This window comes from Bacteroides sp. OM05-10AA, assembly GCF_003439055.1.
Lineage (GTDB): Bacteria > Bacteroidota > Bacteroidia > Bacteroidales > Bacteroidaceae > Bacteroides > Bacteroides intestinigallinarum.
Genome location: NZ_QSUR01000004.1, coordinates 19,941 through 36,672 on the forward strand (window position 1 = coordinate 19,941; position 16,732 = coordinate 36,672).

Genomic DNA, 16,732 nt, shown 5'->3' on the forward strand with positions numbered 1-16,732 from the left:
TACGTTTATTTATTGATTTGTTTAATCTCTCCTACTGTCAGGAAGATGGAGCACAACGATAGTGGTACCAAAGCTCCCAACAGGCTGAATAATAAAATCCAGTTTGTAATATAGCTGGCAAAAAGAATAGCCAGAATTGTACCCAACACAGCCGAAGCACCTCCAAGACCTGCTAGAGAACCTACGGACTTGCCGCTATGCAAATCGCTCGGAATGGTTTGCAAGTTCGTCATGAAGAACTGGAAGCCTCCCAATACCAGTGCCATAAAGAGAATGGCAACCGGAGCTGTGGTAGACATGATAGCTGCCAGAATGGACGGAATAATTATAAATCCACCAATCAGCATGGCTGCTTTGCGGGCATAGTTCACAGTCTTTCCACGGTTTATCAGCCAACCGGAATACCAGCCCCCGGCAACACTTCCCAAAGCCGCGCCCACATAAGGCACCCAAGCAGAGAACGCCACCTCTTTTATATTCAGATGGAATACGTCGGCAAGATAAAGCGGCAGGAAAGTTACAAACATCCACCAGATAGGGTCGAGGAAGAATCGGCCGAGAATGACAGACCAGTTCTTTTTCACGCGCAACAGTTCGCCCCAACTCTTTCCTTTATCTTCTGTCTTTATCTCCTTTTCGGGCTGACCGCTTAGAATATAAGTACGCTCTTCTTCCGTAATCCAGGGATGCTCTTTCGGAGTTTCCTTATTGATTATCAACCAGGGAATCAGCCAAATCAATCCCAATCCACCGACTACAATGAAAGTCAGTTTCCAGCCAAAGGCGATGAACAGCATCAGAATGATAATCGGAGCAAGAATGGAACCGATGGAAGCTGCCGCTCCAAACAATCCCTGTGCAAAAGCACGCTCTTTCTGCGGGAACCATTCGGCATTACTTTTCGTAGTGCCCGGCCATGGGCCGGCTTCACCCAAGCCCAACATCATCCGGAAAAAGGTCAGTGAGAAGATTCCTCTGGAAAGAGAGGCCAGCGCATCCGCCGCTCCCCATACCAGCACACTCCAGAAGAAACCTTTCCGGCATCCGATTTTATCGTACAACTTGCCGGAGACAAGTTGGCTGATGCCGTATGCAATCATAAAGAAAATCGTAATCAGGCCGAGAATGTCTTTCGCTTTCTGCGACGCATCGGGATCGTTACGGTCTATCAGACCGAGGTCGATGGCGATACCCTCGCGATTGGTGACAAAGGTGACTCCGTTCTTCTCTTTCATCTGCACATTGGCTACGCTGACCGAATCGCGGTTTCCGTTGGCGGCTGTCAGGATATACTGGTCGCCCACCAATGCGGCGTGGTTGCCTTTATCGCTCAACGCCTCCGCCTCGGGCAGAAGACGATAGTCGATATTAGCCACCCACATATAGTTGAGCGTGCCTCTATCCAGATAATTGATGATGGTTATCAACATGATTAATCCGATAACCACCCATCTAAGTCCTTTTACTTTCATGCGCCTAGAGGTTTAAGAAGTCTGCACGCACGGGACTAAAAGTATCAATCAGAATACCAGCTTCCAGGCAAACGCATCCGTGCCATTCATCCGGTGCTACGTAATAACCATCTCCGGCAGAAAGAATCTCTTTCTTATCGCCGATGGTGAGTTCGAATTTGCCGCTCACCACGTAAGTGGCCTGGCTGTGATAATGCTCGTGCATGGTTCCTACCGCACCTTTATCAAATTTCACTTTGACCATCATCAACTGTCCGTCATACGCCATAATCTGACGATTGACACCCGGAGCGGGGTTTTCCCACTTCAAATCTTTCTCAAACTGAAAAGTTTCACTACATGTTTTCATACTTTCTATCTATTAATGGTTTGTTCTCATTTGGCAAAAACTCCGCAACGACCGTTCCAGTCGTAATTCTTTCCTTCGACGGACAAGTGATGTTTATTCTCTTTGCTTTCTTCTGCGTTGGCCAGACAGAGTGTTACGGAATGTCCACCTTTATATATAGCTTTGATAACGGTGTATTCGGCCGTATCCATCACCACTTTCACTTCCTCGCAGGAGGATGTCAGATTGTTGGAAGTCTCCATCACTACGTCATAATCTCCATGCGTTTCGATGGAAGTAGCAAACGTGTGATTCTTCTGTTCCTTTTCTCTGATTAGAAACGCTGTCTCGTTTCGCAAATTGAAATCCGGATCATTGGCTCCCAGGCGAAGCATCTTTAGCTCTGTCTGGGGAGTGGTGGCCGCACTAATGGTATAGAGGCGGTTGTCCTTGACAAAAGTGAAACTGGAGGTGTTCGTTTTCTCATTCTGTCCCCATGCTTCCAGCCACAGATGCTGATAACCGTTCTTTGTTCCGAGGGTTTGCAATCCGTTGCTTGCTTTGGTATATGGGAAATTCAAAGAAACGAAGTGCCCGTTATACCATAGCGGATAGTCGTATTGGTGTTCCTTGTCGGAGTTGGCCTGCAACACGTCCAGTATCAGCGGGAATTGCAGGAAAGGAGTAGTCACATACACCAATGTACGTTTCATTTCCACTCCGGAATATGCATTGGTTTCTTTGGCTACCATCACTTGGAAATGATCTCCGTTGAAATCACTGTAAATGATGTCCGAATGATAACGGGAAGACACTTTTATATCGCCGCCGAAATTGGACGTTTCATCGACCACCAGTGTGTTGTGTGCAATGGTCTGTTTGGCAAACGATTCGTTCTCACGTGTGTAATGTCCCTTATTCTTGGCTTCGATATTGAGAAAACGGGAAGCTCCGTAATCTGTCAGAATCTCGTTTCCATTATCGTAATAGGCCATTGTGAGTTTATCGTAATGTCCGTGGCTAAGGCCATGAGAAGTGGCTTTCAGGGTCAGGGCACTATTCAGTTTCGGGTCTGTCGAGCGAATCACGGCAATGCCTCCCTCGTCTCCTTTGCGTCCGTCACGGAACACACTGCTGCGATATACGATTGGAGCAGCTTCGCCACGGGCAATATCACGGGCTACCCGGAAACCACCGATTGTAGGCAGATAAGTATGCTGGTATTCGTTCGCTACGGAGAGCAATGATTTATCCGACGGATGGACATTGTATAGAATATCTGCAGCGTAAACCAGTTCCTGTGCAGAAAGTCCTTTCAGCAGGGCATCGTTGATGTGGAAGAATTCTCCCTCATAAGATAGCTGTATTAACGTGGAAAGTGCTTTTGAGAGTATGCTGTCGCGATAGCTGAAGATTTTCAGCTCCGGCAGTTTGTTTTCAATGCATTGGGCGAAGATGACGAAAGGCCAGATGGCATAACGTTGATAGTAGGCCCCCTCTGTGAAATAGCCATCGGGAGAGAATAGATAATCCATTTGACGGATGAATCCTCCGTGTTTGCCTGTTTCGTCGGAGCCATAAAGGGCTTTCTTCACGTAATCTTCACGATTCATGGCGAAACCAATCATACCTACGGCAGCCGTAGCCCAGGTGGCATGATTATGCATCTTGTTGAAAGTCTTATTGTTTGCATGGTTATCGCCCATACCATCCATGATGAAGTCCGCCATTGGGGCAAACAGATTCTTTTCGATGGTGGTGCGCTGCTTGGCCGAGAGTGTATGATAGATGCAATCGTATGCTACTGCTGTATGTACCAGCCATACACTTTCATTCAGTGTCTGCCAGAACAGGCGTCCGGGAACAGGGGAAAGTGATACGGGATGGAAACTCAATGTAGGATAGAGCTTTGCATAGGCTTCCAGCATATCTGCTACGTAACGGGCGTATTTCTTGTCACCGGTCAGCTGATAGGCAACTCCGCAATGAAACATGGCATAATAGTTCGACTTATGCTGTTCGTGTACCACCCCGCCACCGCCATCTGTCGGAACGGGAACGGAGATAGGAGAATTCAACGCTGCGTCGGCTGCGCTCAATACTTCCGAGAGCGTTTTATCGAATGCAGGCACGGTTCCCTTTCCTTCCCTCATCTCGTTCACTTCTTCCTGTGTGAAAAGAAGAGACGGATGTTGGGCAAACGAAAGGAGACATCCTCCCAAGACCATGAATATACAAATAATAAGTTTTCTCATCTAATCATTATTTTCTTGTTCCACTTACGGTTACGGTCATTGCGGAAGCGAATTCTTTTTCAAGCCAATAGAGAGTTTTTCCAATTCGCTGCCCGGCACTGGAGTATAATTGTATGCGTCGGCATTGATATATGCGGGACGGATATTATACATTTTTCCTTGTATAGCTTGGGAAGTGGTAGTTACCATTCTGCCGGAGTTCCACAGGTTACAGTTGGCTATGCGAACTTTTTCCCAGGTGGCCTCATCCAAACGGATGGTTGCTCCTCCGCGTCCGCTGTTGTCAAAATTACAATTCTCTACTGTCAGTACTTGTGGACCAATCAGGCGCATCACGCTTCCACGCTCTTTGTTACAACAGTCTGCGAAATTACAATGTCTGATAGTGATATAAGGGCCAGCCGTACTTTCATCACTTCCTCCACGATAAATATTAATAGGTAAACCCAGCAAACGATAGAAAGAACAGTTTTCAATCAGCATATCATCCGCATTGTAACGACCGATATCGTCTTTCTCGGCGGCATAGTTGATGGCATCTCCAGATAAGTCGCGGAAAAAGCAGTTTTTGATTGTCACACTCTTGGCGAAAGTGGCTTTCGTTCCTTTGATGGCAAAGAAGCCGCCCTCTCCGAAGTTCTGAAATTCGCAACCGTCTACTGTCAGTGTATAAGGTTGTATCATATCGATGGCTGTAGAAATTCCCGCTTTAGCCAAGGCTTTACCGGGTTCCAGCACTCCGTCAAATGCGATATTCTCAATAATCAGTTCACCACCGTCGGCGATGGTTACCATGTTATCCGGTTTCTCTCCGTTGAAACGAACCAACGGTTTATTGGCTGCGTTGGCAGCGCGAATTGTCAGCGGTTTATCGATGAACATGGCGCTTTGGATAGGATAGGTACCCTTAGCCAGAACAATAATCCCACCTGGTTCTGCTGAACGAATGATTTCAGAAAGATCAGTTCCCGGAGCTGCGTTGTATTCCTTATGAGTCTTTGCAGATGGTTGCGCTACCCGGTTTTCAAACCAGGAAGCACCTTTATCCTTACGTATTGCGACCTGATCCGGCAACTGGGGAACCTTTAGTTTCTCCGTAGTAAATCCCGGAGCCGAATAGTTCTTTGCCAGTTGCACTTTATTGCCTTTGAACTGAATACCTGATACATCATCAACGGCTATGTAAGGTTGAGACAGTTCCTTATTTATTATGATATTATCCGTAAAGCTCACATTGTCCGGTGCAAGGGTACGTTCCATGTCTTTGCCTGTGCCGAATTCGATATTTGTACAGTCTACGAAAGTATTACGGTACATCTTCACGTCAACTACCTGGCAATAACGGTTAGGCAACGAATTAGGTACGGCATCCATCACTCCCAAAGCAGAGAAGAAACGGGTTCCTGCCAGACCGACCAAGGTATTGTCATAAATCTGATGCCCGGCATTAACTACGCGAATACCGCCTGTGTTACGGAGTCCGTTGCCAATAAACAGGTTATTATTAACCGTGTTACGGTCACCGTGTCGCAGTGCTACTACTCCCTCGCATTCCAGCAAGATATTGTTCCGAATCACATTATCGCTGGATTTTATAGAGATTACTTCCACTTCGCCGGAACAGCGTTCGAACAGGTTATTTTCAATTACTGTGTTCGAGGAACTGTATGCCTGTTGGGAAGTTCCCACACGCATAGTTTCCGCACCGTTCGAACCGTACACCGGCCTCTCTCCGAAATAATTATGGTCTATCTGATGATGATTTTCCAGACAACGTTCATCGTTGAGGATAACAATCAATGTCACCCCCAAATTAAGTTTTCCTGTCAATGAGCAATGATCTACACGGTTATGACGACCATAAAGCAAGATATAGCTGTAAGCCTGGTCCCGACGGGACGGATTGAATCCGTCTATCACACAATTTGTCAGGCGGCAGTGATTGGCCAGTTCCTGTCCGTTGCGGAATTCTATCACAGAACCTTTGGGAGCGTATCCATCTGTAAAATGTAATCCACCGACAGACATCCACTCTCCTGCTATCCGCAAAGTAGAGCCTCCCTCAATTTTTACTTTTCCAGGATTCAAGGCTTCTATCTTGATAGGAGCTTTCTCGGTTCCCTTACCTGTCCACTTCAACTGCATGTCTTTATACTGACCGTCTTTGATATAAATCTGGTCACCCGGTTGTGCAGTCTTCAAGCAGGAAGCTACTTCGGGAAGTGTCACATCATATCTCTTTGCAAAAGAGGTGAAGGGAAGCCCGATAAGTAAGGAGGCTATAATCGCTTTATGTATCTTTCGTGTCATCATTGGTTATTGAACTTTTGAGTAATCGTAGTCTTTCTTCTGCCAGTACATATCAAATTCAATGGAACTGGATGAAGGAGCATTGGTGTTATTGTACATTTTAAAGTCAATCGTCTTTATATGCAGTAGTCCAATACGTTTCACGTTATCAGCGACATTAGACGTCGAACCATTTACATTATAATATAATATAAGCAAGACGGCACCTACATTCACTTTTTGCTCTTTTCCCACTTCAAAAATACCAGGTGCCCATACATCTGTGTTTATTGATGTTTTCATGCTCGAAATGCTAAATCCACGACAAGTTTTAGCTTCAACATCTATCGGGAAGGTAGTTTCATCAATATTATCCAACGTACCGTTTTTCACTTCATCTATCAATGCTTTATAACCGGACTTAGTTGGGTCTAAGTATAAGAAAGTCAATACCGGAGTACCATAACAGTTTCCATTGATTCCTGGCACCCTATTCTCATCTGCCGAATTATTTATCATATAAAAATTCTTCAACTGTCCATTAGAACCCGCCGGGCTATTGATTTGCAATGTTCCTGCATTAACACCCGAGAAGAAGAAATAAGGATTCACAGAATTATATTCACTTTCAGAGACAGCCGGTTTATTATTTGCAGAACAAGTTGCAGCCTTGTATTGGTAAGATATTGGATCTACTTTTGTTCTCCAATCCGCATTTGCATACACCAATCCTGTTTCCGGAGAGAAGAATGAAGATAATTCTTCTACGTCACGGCCTTGTGCATATACTTTCTTGTTCTCCCAGAAATAAACGAAAGGCACTTTGACTACAAATGCATCTGTCAGAGTATGCACCTCACGTCCGTCAAAATAAGAAATCTTCAATGCCATCGTATTATCTCCATCCACATAGTTTTCCGACGAAGGTACGGCAAATTTCAGTTCATTCTCTGTTTGAAGAGCAATATTACATTCAATGGTTCCCAATATTACTTTATCAATCTTATTCAAATAAGTACCATTCAGAACGACTATATCTCCTATGTTTGCAGGTTCAAAAGAAGAAGTAGTAACATTCGGTTCATAACGTGCCACGGTCATCTGTGGTGCAGATTCAATCGGAGTTTCCACCTGTGACGTACCATTGAAATATCTGAATGTAATAGCAGCTTTATCACTTTCTACATAAGGAATCTTCACTAAGATTTCATCCTCATTCTGCGAAAGTATGCTAGCCTCGTTTCCAGTAGTATGTCCTTCAGCTGTAAAAAGCACAGCACTGATTACGTTCATATGGGAACCTGAAATCAACAGTTTATTACCCATCTCTACCTCGGTAGGCATTCCCGTTGAGGAAATAGTGGGAGCCGGATATTCAATGGTAAAATTGCCTTCTGAAACTCCTTCGCCAACTGAATTACTTAATACAATTTTTCCGCTCTTTGCATTACCGGTCACTTTGAGTGATAAACGCTCATTGGACACTTTTTGAAGTATCGTGACTTTTTCTCCTCCAATTGTCGCACTGACCACATCGTCCAGATACTCTCCGGTAACTACGATTTCACTTCCGATGCTTCCACTCTCCGGTGAGAAAGATACGATTTGTGGCGCACTGACCACAACGTCTTTCATGGATATAGAATCACAACTGGTCCAAAAGATAACACATGCAAATAAGGATGCAAGGCTCCATTTTCTATATTGTTTCATATTCGTATTCATTTTAAGAGATTAATAACCCGTATTCTGTGCAATATCCGGATTGATGTTGATTACACTTACCGGAATCGGGAGGAATGTCTGCCAATCAGCAATATCATTCACGACATAGGTATATTCCGAATAGAAAGTCTCACTTTTGAAATAATTATTCACTGTTTGAGCAGCCGTACCCCAACGGAGCATATCGAACCAACGCTGGTTTTCAAAAGCAAGTTCCAGTCTTCGTTCATTACGTACGGCTTCTCTGAAGTCGTAACGGTTAGAAAGATCGGCCAACGTATAAGTTGAAACACCGGCACGTTCGCAAATCATATTCAGATATTTCAAGTTATCAGCAGACGGACCCGATATTTCATTCGTCAGTTCTGCGTACAACAATGCGATATCGCCTACACGGATAATCGGCCAGTCACTCTCACCATCATACTGCGTAGACACAGGATTTGTGTACTTCTTGCAATAACGGCAGTTACCCGTAGTCACCCATTCTTGAGTAGTCGAGTTAAAGTACTTCTGGGCAATATTTACATCCAGGCGTTTGTCTGTTGCGCCTCTCATTGTATAGGCAGTAATGATATTATCACTTGGAGTATTATAGCCGGAAGAAGTTCCTATAATCACATTTGCACCATTATTGACCGGAGCAAACATATTACCGAATGGAGAACCGAGTCCTACATTACCCGAAAGATAACGGGCTGCAAAAATGATTTCCTTGTTCATCTCATTTGTGATGTCGAATATCTTATTATATGCTACCAGATCAGCACCTGTCTGCGGATTACCTACGGCAGCACTTTCAAGTACCTCCTTGCATAACTGTGCGGCGCGGGCATACTTGGCGTCTCCCGATTTATAATGAGTCGCATACACTTTTGCCAACAATGCTTTAGCAGCATTTCTGTCTGCACGCCCCATATCTGCATCCGCCATTCGTTCAGGCAACATTCCATTATCAAGAATCCGTTCCAGATCACCCTCAATCAGTGCATAAACCTCTTCTACCGTAGAACGCTGCATATCACGGGCTACATCTGACGGAACCTTGGAAGTAACTATAAACACAGGACCCCATAAACGAACAAGATTAAAATATTCTAAAGAACGGAGAAACAAAACCTCTCCCTCATATTGATTCCGGGTAGTTTCATCTTCTACCACATCAAGATATGAAATCGCATTATTGACACGGGCAATCGTTGCATAACAAGAATTCCAATACTCTTCCACCCATTGGTGCTCTGCCACGATAGTTCCCTGGTCAAGCTGTTCAACCAGTTTCGTAGTGCTGGCGGAAGAACCAGTAGCATACATACGTCCATTATCCGAACGTAATTCAGTCATTGCCCATTCATAATACATCACGTCATGAAGAGAATTATAGCAACCAAGTACCAGATTATTCACTGAAGAAGCATTTTTCACATATTCATCCGCAGCAACTTCCGAATAGGGATACTTGTCCAAATCACAAGATGCAAACAGTAACGTTACTAACAGTAATCCTATATAATTTACCTTTTTCATCGTTCACTTTCCATTAAAAGTTAATATCAAAACCTGCGGAGATAGTACTGGTCAATGGGAATCCACCGCGCTGATATCCCGAAATCATAGAGCTTGAGTATTGAGAAGAAGTCAGGCGGGATTCCGGATTGATACCCTTATAACTGCTTCCCCAAATGTAGAGCAAGTTACTACCGGACACATAGAAACGTACACCCGACAGTTTCAACTTACGCGCAGCCGTACTTGGCAATGTATATCCCAATGTGAAGTTTCTCAAACATGCATAAGAAGCATCCTGCAAAGGATAATCAGTCAAACAGATATCATATCCCAACTTCAGATAAGGCACTTTTCCATTACCCGGATTTTCTGCACTTACCCAACGATCCTTGGTGTAAGCTTTGTTCCATTTCACTGTCTCATTGTAATAAACGTCACCATTGTAAACGTCAATTCCCTGTACTCCCTGAATCAGGAACGAAATATCAAAATTCTTAATCTGGAATGTGTTCGTGATTCCCCATGTAAAATCCGGATACGGATTACCCAAAGGAACACGGTCTTCAGGAGTCAACGAACCGTCATTGTTGGTATCTACGATACGCAATCCACCCGGTACGTCATTCGAGAAGTGAGGATTCGCATTGATTTCCTCCACGCTATTCCATACACCATTCGTTTTATATCCATAAAATTGAATCAACGGTGAGCCAACTTTAGCAATGTAACACTCGCTTCTTTCCCCCTGATTGATAACCTGTTGTTCACCTCCCAGCTCCAGCAATTTATTGCGCGACAAGGAGAAATTTATATTTGTATCCCATGAAAACTTACGATTCTTGATATTGTGCGTATCGATCTGTATTTCCACACCCGAATTACGTACCTTTCCAATATTATTCCAATAATAACTATATCCGGTGAATGACTGTGTAGGCTGCTCAAACAACAGAGCACGAGTCACAGAGTAATAAGCATCTATCGAGAGATTTATCCGGCTCTTGAAGAATCCCAGATCCAGACCATAGTTGAATTCATCTGTCTTCTCCCATGTAATGTGAGGATTAGCAAGCGAAGAAGATATATTTGCCGAACCATTAACCAGTTGTCCATTACCAGTACCTGTCACATAGTTCGCACTGTTCAATACTTCAAGAGCTGCATCATAACTGATACGGTTATTTCCCGTCACACCGTAAGAAGCACGGAGTTTCAAATTAGAAATAACTTCGATATTCTTCATAAACTTCTCCTCATTCACACGCCAGCCCAACGATACAGAAGGGAACCAGGCATTGCGATTTCCTTTCGAGAACAAGGAAGAACGGTCCAGACGTAAAGAAGTAGACAAGAGATAACGACCCAAATAACTGTAATTGATACGTCCCAAATAAGACTCTAATACCACATCCGGATAACGGAAAGTTCCCGTACCATCAGTATTCCCATTCCCTTTACTTGCCAATGAATAAACAGTTGCCGCATTCAGCGTATGAACATCATCAGTAGCAAATCCTGTTGCAGTCATGGCTACTCGCTGGTTGCGAGTGGACTCCACAGTATAACCCAACAAAGCATCAATGCTATGAGCATTATTTCTTCCGAAATCAATGTGATAATTCAATGTATTCTCGCTCAACAAATCCACATAGAGTGTGCTAAAATAAGTAGCTCTGCTCTCTTCTTTATCTTTTGTCGCGTCTTTATTACCATAATAGTAAGACGGGCTAAAACGGACATTCAAACCATTGGACGTCTTGAATTGCAACCCTTTACAAAGATCAATAGTCAGATACATACTTGCCAAACCCTGCATGGACTCACTCCAACGAGAAGTATTAGCCATCACACTACGGGGATTATTATTGGCTGACGAGAAAGGAGATGATTTCTCCAGCGTCGGATTTCCCTCCGCATCCGGTGTACCGGTAGGAGTCATGATATTATTGAAATGACTACCTCTTGCAAAACCTGAATACCCTGTCATTTCAGTACTCCAATCATTATGATAAACAGGAAGAAAAGACGGAGTACGATAGAAATCTATAAAATTATTTTTCGGACGTTCTGTTTTGGTATAAGTCCCGGATAAGTTGACCCCTACACTAACAATATTCGAGAGTTTGGCATCCAATTTCGTACGGAAATTCAATTTATCCAATGAGTTCTGCAACATCACACCCTCATCTTTGGTATAGGCAGCCGAAATAAAGTACTTCGTTTCTTTACGTCCACCGGAAACGCTCATCTGCACATTGGTAATACCTGCCATATCGCGCAATCCCTCTTTCTGCCAGTCGGTAGTCCCCATCTGACTTTCCAGATAAGCAGCGCCACGAGCTGCCGCTGGTACAGACGGACCTCCCATTTCTGCTTCCTGCGTCAACAGATTCAACCACTCGGAAGAAGTCATCATATCGTGCAACTGATAAGCATACTTAAATCCCTGATAGAACTTGAACGAATATTTCGGTTTATCGGGAGTGCCGCTTTTGGTGGTTACCATGATAACACCATTTGCTGCACGTGACCCATAAATAGCGGCAGAAGCCGCATCTTTCAATATTTCAATAGACTTCACATCTGCCGCATTGATAGATGAAAGTCCACCGGCTACCGGAAAACCATCAATAATCACCAACGGCTCACTTTCAGCCGAGATGGAACCTGTTCCACGGACACGGATAGACGGTGTCACACCGACTTCTGACGTTTCATTAGAAACGGTAAGTCCGCTCATAGAACCTTGCAAAGCAGTAGTCATATCACTCACAGGAGCATTAATCAGTTTCTCACCTTCCAATTTAGAAATCGAACCCGTTAAGTGAGACTTAGCCTGTGTACCGTAACCGATTACCACCACATCATCCAACATCTTCGAATCTTCTTCCAACGTCACATTGACAACGGTGCGTTTGCCTACCGCCTCTGCCTTATCAACGTAACCGATATACGAATAAACCAAAATGGTCTTTGAGTTAGGAACTTTAATGGAGTATTTACCTTCAGCGTCTGTCACAGTACCTGTAGGAACAGCAGCATCTTTAATTGTCACTGAAGCCCCGATTAACGGACCTTGTTCATCTATCACCTTACCAGTAACTACATGCTGGGAGTAAACGTTCAATGCTCCAACTAACAACAAGAGCACCAATACGACTTTTTTAAAATGCAGAAGTTTGTTCATAGATTAGCGTTTTAATTTCTGTGACAAACGTAACGATTAAAATTGGTAAACCAAAATTTTGGTCTACCAATTATTATTTATTAACAATACTAAATAAACATCTAATAAACAGCACTTTATGCGTACCTCTTTATAAAAAGGGAAAAGAATATTTTTGCTATAAAGCTTTACTTTGAAAGATAATATTCGTACTTTTACACCCGAATTAAGAAAGAAAACCTTTTAAAATTTTTATATCTTATGAAGGACGAAGTAAATTCGCAACCAGTTAAACTTGTCATCGAGCACATAAAAAAACAAATCGCAGAACGTCAAATTCTGCCTGGTGAACGTCTACCGTCTGAACGGAAATTATCGGAACTGCTGAAGGTTAGCCGTTCCCATGTTCGTGAAGCTTTGCAAAAGATGGAGTTGTATGGTATTGTAAAAACATATCCTCAAAGTGGAACAGTGGTTTCCGAGTTCTCCAAAGATCAATTGGATACCATGATTACCGATGCTTTAAAGATAAGCAAATATGACTTTTCCAGTTTGGTATATGTACGCGTTCTGTTAGAGATCGAGGTCTGCAAACTGTGTGCATCAAACCGGACAAAAGAGGATTTGGAGAATATTGAAAAAACACTTATCGAATTGGAGGAAAAGTTTGATACAGAGCTTCGTGTTGAGAAAGATTTTGCGTTTCATCAAGCAATTGCACAAGGTGGACACAACCCGGTAATTAGTTCACTCTTGCTTATCATTACTCCTGATATATTAAAATATTATCAAAAATATAAAGTCTGCGCTGTTCCACAAAAAACAGTTCATGCAGAACATAGAGAAATGTTGCAAAAGATAAAAGATAAAGACAAGGACGGGATGAAAGAACTGGTACTTCGCCACTTGTCCAACCTGATTGATTTTGCCAAATTATCAGCTAAAGGAGAGATCCCTGAATTCGAATACGGGCATATCTAAAAAGCAAAAGAAAGCAATAAAAAATAATAGAGGAAGACATTTGTTCTCCTCTATTATTTAATATTATAACAGCCACTCTTTCAATTAAGCTGCCGGATCGGGAGCTTCCCCTTGATTGCCGCCCGGATTTTCGCCATTGCCAGGATCAGAGCCACTATTACTGCCACTTGTTGCCACAACATCCAATGGTACATATTTTGAGATACTCATCTTATTCAACATCGTTTTTAACTGGGTTCCCGGAGTAAAAACTATTTCTCTCACTATGATATTGCTACTATCGACATCCTTAGCTTCTATACCACTTTTAGCGTTAAAAGTAGGACGAAGTGTACCGAACTCACCTAACTTCACCGTTTTTCCCTCATCCATATATCCTTCCAATGAATCAAGCAGACCATCTAAGACTAATTTAACCTGACCACAATGAGTGCTACAAATCAATGATACATTTTTACACAATTTCGAAAAATCAATCACTCCGTCACTCACCGGAGCAGCAACATACTTCTTAGTTTTGGTTTCATCGAAATTAAAGACCCTTTCTTTTACTGCATACCGTAATCCCATAATTTTAAGTTTTAAATTATTTCATAAAAATGTTGTTTTGTGATCACGATGCAAAGATACAGCAGGAAAAAACCGTCGAAGTGCTTTAATGGTGCTTAACTACTCGTTAATCTAAAATAGTCCTTTTAGACAAATATTCGTGTAAACCACCAGCACGATCTTCTTTCCATTGGAAACAACCTCAACTGGAAGGTTAATCTTATTTGATAAGATAAGTAGCCACTACCGGATAATGATCCGATTCTTTATCTGCCCAATAACAAACATTGTACGCCTTTACTGTAAAGGCTTCATTCGGAGCATAAATCAGCCAGTCGCAGGTATAAGTCGGACTTGGAACGGGCACTGTCCACGGAGCAGCGTCGCTCAAACAGTTTACTGTGAAATACTTCTGAAAAGCAGTCATGGTAACAGAACCACGACGGGAGTTCAAATCCCCACCGAGGATGATTGGTTTGTCCAGTTGTTCCATACAAGCAAGAATCTCATCAATCTGTTTCAGACGGGCAGCATCTTCGTACTTATGGTCCAGATGTGTCGTAGCAAAATAAAATTCTTTGCCCTCTTTCATCACTTTTACATAACCAAACGAACGAACGTAGTCGTTTTCCTTCAATACACTCAATTTAAAGCTTTTCTCTTCCGAAATCGGAAACTTGGAAAGAATTACATTTCCATAGTCTCCTCCGGTAGGAATATCAAGTGCATGGGCAAAATAATAATACTTCATGCCTGTCAGTACCGATAATCTTTCAGGAGTATTCCAGGGATTAATCTCTGTATTTCTTTCTATTTCCTGAAGTGAAACAATGTCCGGATCTTCCTGTTTTATAACCTCGGCTATTTTATCAATACCTTGTTTGCGCCCACTGTAAGTATTGTAAGTCATCGCTTTTACTGTAACTTCTTTCTGCTTATTTTTGTCTCTCTGCGCCATCACAGGGGACAACAGACAGCATACCAGAAATAACGAAATGCATATTCTGAAATTCATATATCGTCAATTAGTGAGTGAATGTTATCCTTCAAAACAATCTTTTTTACCTAATACCCTATTAATCCTTTTCTATCTTGCGAATCTTATGATTCCAATAATCTGAAACATACAATGCACCGTCGGGCCCGAATTGCACTCCTTCCGGATGATTGAACTGTGCCTTATCCAATGGCCCATCCGTAGTACCGGAAGTACCTGTACCTGTATAACTTGTCACTACTCCATCAGGTGTAATTTTCGCGATACGATGCTTTTTACGGACTGCTACATAAATATTGCCTTCTTCATCCAAATCCATCTGACAAGGTTCTTGGAGTCTGGCATCGTTTCCTTGCCCTTCTACAAAGCCTGTTTTATCATACTGTCCAATCCAAATATGAAGATTAGAAAATAATCCGGTCACCATATCATAATCCCCTTTATAAATCACATCCTTCTCCTGTGAACTCATATACACTGTAGTTCCTGCCTTATCGAAAAGGATACAACGGATCTTCACTTTCGATGCATTCTTTCCGTCCGCATCGGGAAGTTGTTGTCCGGTAGTCACCATCGTATTCTGCTCCGGATCATATTTGTAAATCATGGCATTTCCATGAGCTACGGAAAAAACTTCTCCCGTAACAGGATGTACGCCTACATTGGTAACACCGTTACCTAAAGACGAAGTTATCGACCATATTGCAGCAAGACTTCCAGTATCATACTGATGCGCATCATTACTCCATGACATAGTGGCGATATGTGCGCTTCCGGAACCATTCGCATCATTAGACAAGAACAAAGTGTTGCCATCCAGTGAGAAAGCGATATTCATCATTCTAAATGCAACTCCACCCGTTACGTCCCCACGAAGAAAAGTAGCTACTTGATTATCTTTTGCAATACGAATATCACGGTCATCGTCTTCCACAATATACAAAGTGCCTTCCTTATCAAAGGCTATAGAACCTGGTTTCCAAAGGACTGCTTCCATCAAGGAACCCTCTTTTTTCTCTGTTTTGGCAGCAGGAACATAGCTGCCGATATACGAGCTTACAATAGGAGACTGAGAATATTCAAATTCTGTTTTATAAGTCAGTTCCTGAATATTTTCCCCCTGACCGATATATATTTTCACCGGACCGGAGCCAGAACCTCTCTGCACATTGGCAGTAATAATATTCCCCAAAGCACCTGTCACCTCTGCATCTACTCCGTTGACCGTCACTCGGATATTATCCAAGTCCGTACCAAAATGAGTACCATATAAAGTCAGGCTAGTAGACTTTCCACCTGCCGTCGGAGTATACATCGTAATCTTAGGAGTAACTTCACCTTCTCCGATTTCAGGCGTCATATCCTGCCGATTCTCATCTTCGCAACCAGCAAAACCTACTGCTCCAAGCAATAGTGTATATATAGAAAATCGTTTCAAATGATGAATCAATGTTTTCATGT

11 protein-coding genes are annotated in these 16,732 nt (G+C 42.9%); 1 reads left to right on the forward strand and 10 read right to left on the reverse strand.

The annotated features are described in order from the left end of the window. Positions 1 to 5: 5 nt before the first annotated feature. Genes DXB58_RS04200 through DXB58_RS04230 form a run of 7 tightly spaced genes read right to left on the reverse strand, consistent with a single transcriptional unit; the run spans position 6 to position 12,765 of the window. Positions 6 to 1,472, reverse strand: a complete 1,467-nt coding sequence (locus DXB58_RS04200) for an MFS transporter (RefSeq protein ID WP_122135999.1) — start codon at positions 1,470 to 1,472, stop codon at positions 6 to 8. 4 nt (positions 1,473 to 1,476) lie between these two features. Continuing rightward, the gene (locus tag DXB58_RS04205; RefSeq protein WP_004324069.1) at positions 1,477 to 1,821 is read right to left on the reverse strand and encodes a cupin domain-containing protein; all 345 of its coding nucleotides are present in this window, start codon (positions 1,819 to 1,821) and stop codon (positions 1,477 to 1,479) included. A 26-nt stretch (positions 1,822 to 1,847) separates the two neighbouring features. Further along, positions 1,848 to 4,055 carry a heparinase II/III family protein gene (locus DXB58_RS04210; RefSeq protein ID WP_009001241.1) on the reverse strand — a complete coding sequence of 736 codons (2,208 nt, stop codon included), beginning with the start codon at positions 4,053 to 4,055 and terminating at the stop codon, positions 1,848 to 1,850. A gap of 36 nt (positions 4,056 to 4,091) precedes the next feature. Further along, positions 4,092 to 6,368: a chondroitinase-B domain-containing protein gene (locus DXB58_RS04215; protein ID WP_122136000.1), complete on the reverse strand. Its 2,277-nt coding sequence runs from the start codon at positions 6,366 to 6,368 to the stop codon at positions 4,092 to 4,094. A 3-nt stretch (positions 6,369 to 6,371) separates the two neighbouring features. Continuing rightward, positions 6,372 to 8,057, reverse strand: a complete 1,686-nt coding sequence (locus tag DXB58_RS04220; RefSeq protein ID WP_074556649.1) for an IPT/TIG domain-containing protein — start codon at positions 8,055 to 8,057, stop codon at positions 6,372 to 6,374. A 21-nt stretch (positions 8,058 to 8,078) separates the two neighbouring features. After that, positions 8,079 to 9,596: a RagB/SusD family nutrient uptake outer membrane protein gene (locus DXB58_RS04225; protein WP_117932580.1), complete on the reverse strand. Its 1,518-nt coding sequence runs from the start codon at positions 9,594 to 9,596 to the stop codon at positions 8,079 to 8,081. A gap of 13 nt (positions 9,597 to 9,609) precedes the next feature. Then, positions 9,610 to 12,765 carry a TonB-dependent receptor gene (locus DXB58_RS04230; RefSeq protein WP_122136001.1) on the reverse strand — a complete coding sequence of 1,052 codons (3,156 nt, stop codon included), beginning with the start codon at positions 12,763 to 12,765 and terminating at the stop codon, positions 9,610 to 9,612. Between the two features lie 240 nt (positions 12,766 to 13,005). On the opposite strand from DXB58_RS04230, the gene DXB58_RS04235 reads away from it, so the two are divergent. Next, complete coding sequence (locus tag DXB58_RS04235) at positions 13,006 to 13,725, forward strand: FadR/GntR family transcriptional regulator (RefSeq protein WP_009001245.1); 720 nt, start codon at positions 13,006 to 13,008, stop codon at positions 13,723 to 13,725. 84 nt (positions 13,726 to 13,809) lie between these two features. On the opposite strand, the gene DXB58_RS04240 is transcribed toward DXB58_RS04235, so the two are convergent. From DXB58_RS04240 to DXB58_RS04250, 3 genes are all read right to left on the reverse strand, one after another. Continuing rightward, a complete protein-coding gene (locus DXB58_RS04240) occupies positions 13,810 to 14,295 on the reverse strand; it encodes an HU family DNA-binding protein (RefSeq protein ID WP_009001246.1) in 486 nt (161 codons plus the stop codon). A gap of 199 nt (positions 14,296 to 14,494) precedes the next feature. Then, complete coding sequence (locus DXB58_RS04245; protein WP_117932576.1) at positions 14,495 to 15,289, reverse strand: endonuclease/exonuclease/phosphatase family protein; 795 nt, start codon at positions 15,287 to 15,289, stop codon at positions 14,495 to 14,497. A gap of 61 nt (positions 15,290 to 15,350) precedes the next feature. Continuing rightward, complete coding sequence (locus tag DXB58_RS04250) at positions 15,351 to 16,730, reverse strand: SMP-30/gluconolactonase/LRE family protein (RefSeq protein WP_117932574.1); 1,380 nt, start codon at positions 16,728 to 16,730, stop codon at positions 15,351 to 15,353. Between the last annotated feature and the right edge of the window lie 2 nt (positions 16,731 to 16,732).

Coding starts and splice junctions, on each gene's coding strand:
- DXB58_RS04200 (WP_122135999.1), bottom strand. CDS start 1,472: ATGAAAGTAAAAGGACTTAGATGGGTGGTTATCGGATTAATCATGTTG.
- DXB58_RS04205 (WP_004324069.1), bottom strand. CDS start 1,821: ATGAAAACATGTAGTGAAACTTTTCAGTTTGAGAAAGATTTGAAGTGG.
- DXB58_RS04210 (WP_009001241.1), bottom strand. CDS start 4,055: ATGAGAAAACTTATTATTTGTATATTCATGGTCTTGGGAGGATGTCTC.
- DXB58_RS04215 (WP_122136000.1), bottom strand. CDS start 6,368: ATGATGACACGAAAGATACATAAAGCGATTATAGCCTCCTTACTTATC.
- DXB58_RS04220 (WP_074556649.1), bottom strand. CDS start 8,057: ATGAAACAATATAGAAAATGGAGCCTTGCATCCTTATTTGCATGTGTT.
- DXB58_RS04225 (WP_117932580.1), bottom strand. CDS start 9,596: ATGAAAAAGGTAAATTATATAGGATTACTGTTAGTAACGTTACTGTTT.
- DXB58_RS04230 (WP_122136001.1), bottom strand. CDS start 12,765: ATGAACAAACTTCTGCATTTTAAAAAAGTCGTATTGGTGCTCTTGTTG.
- DXB58_RS04235 (WP_009001245.1), top strand. CDS start 13,006: ATGAAGGACGAAGTAAATTCGCAACCAGTTAAACTTGTCATCGAGCAC.
- DXB58_RS04240 (WP_009001246.1), bottom strand. CDS start 14,295: ATGGGATTACGGTATGCAGTAAAAGAAAGGGTCTTTAATTTCGATGAA.
- DXB58_RS04245 (WP_117932576.1), bottom strand. CDS start 15,289: ATGAATTTCAGAATATGCATTTCGTTATTTCTGGTATGCTGTCTGTTG.
- DXB58_RS04250 (WP_117932574.1), bottom strand. CDS start 16,730: ATGAAAACATTGATTCATCATTTGAAACGATTTTCTATATATACACTA.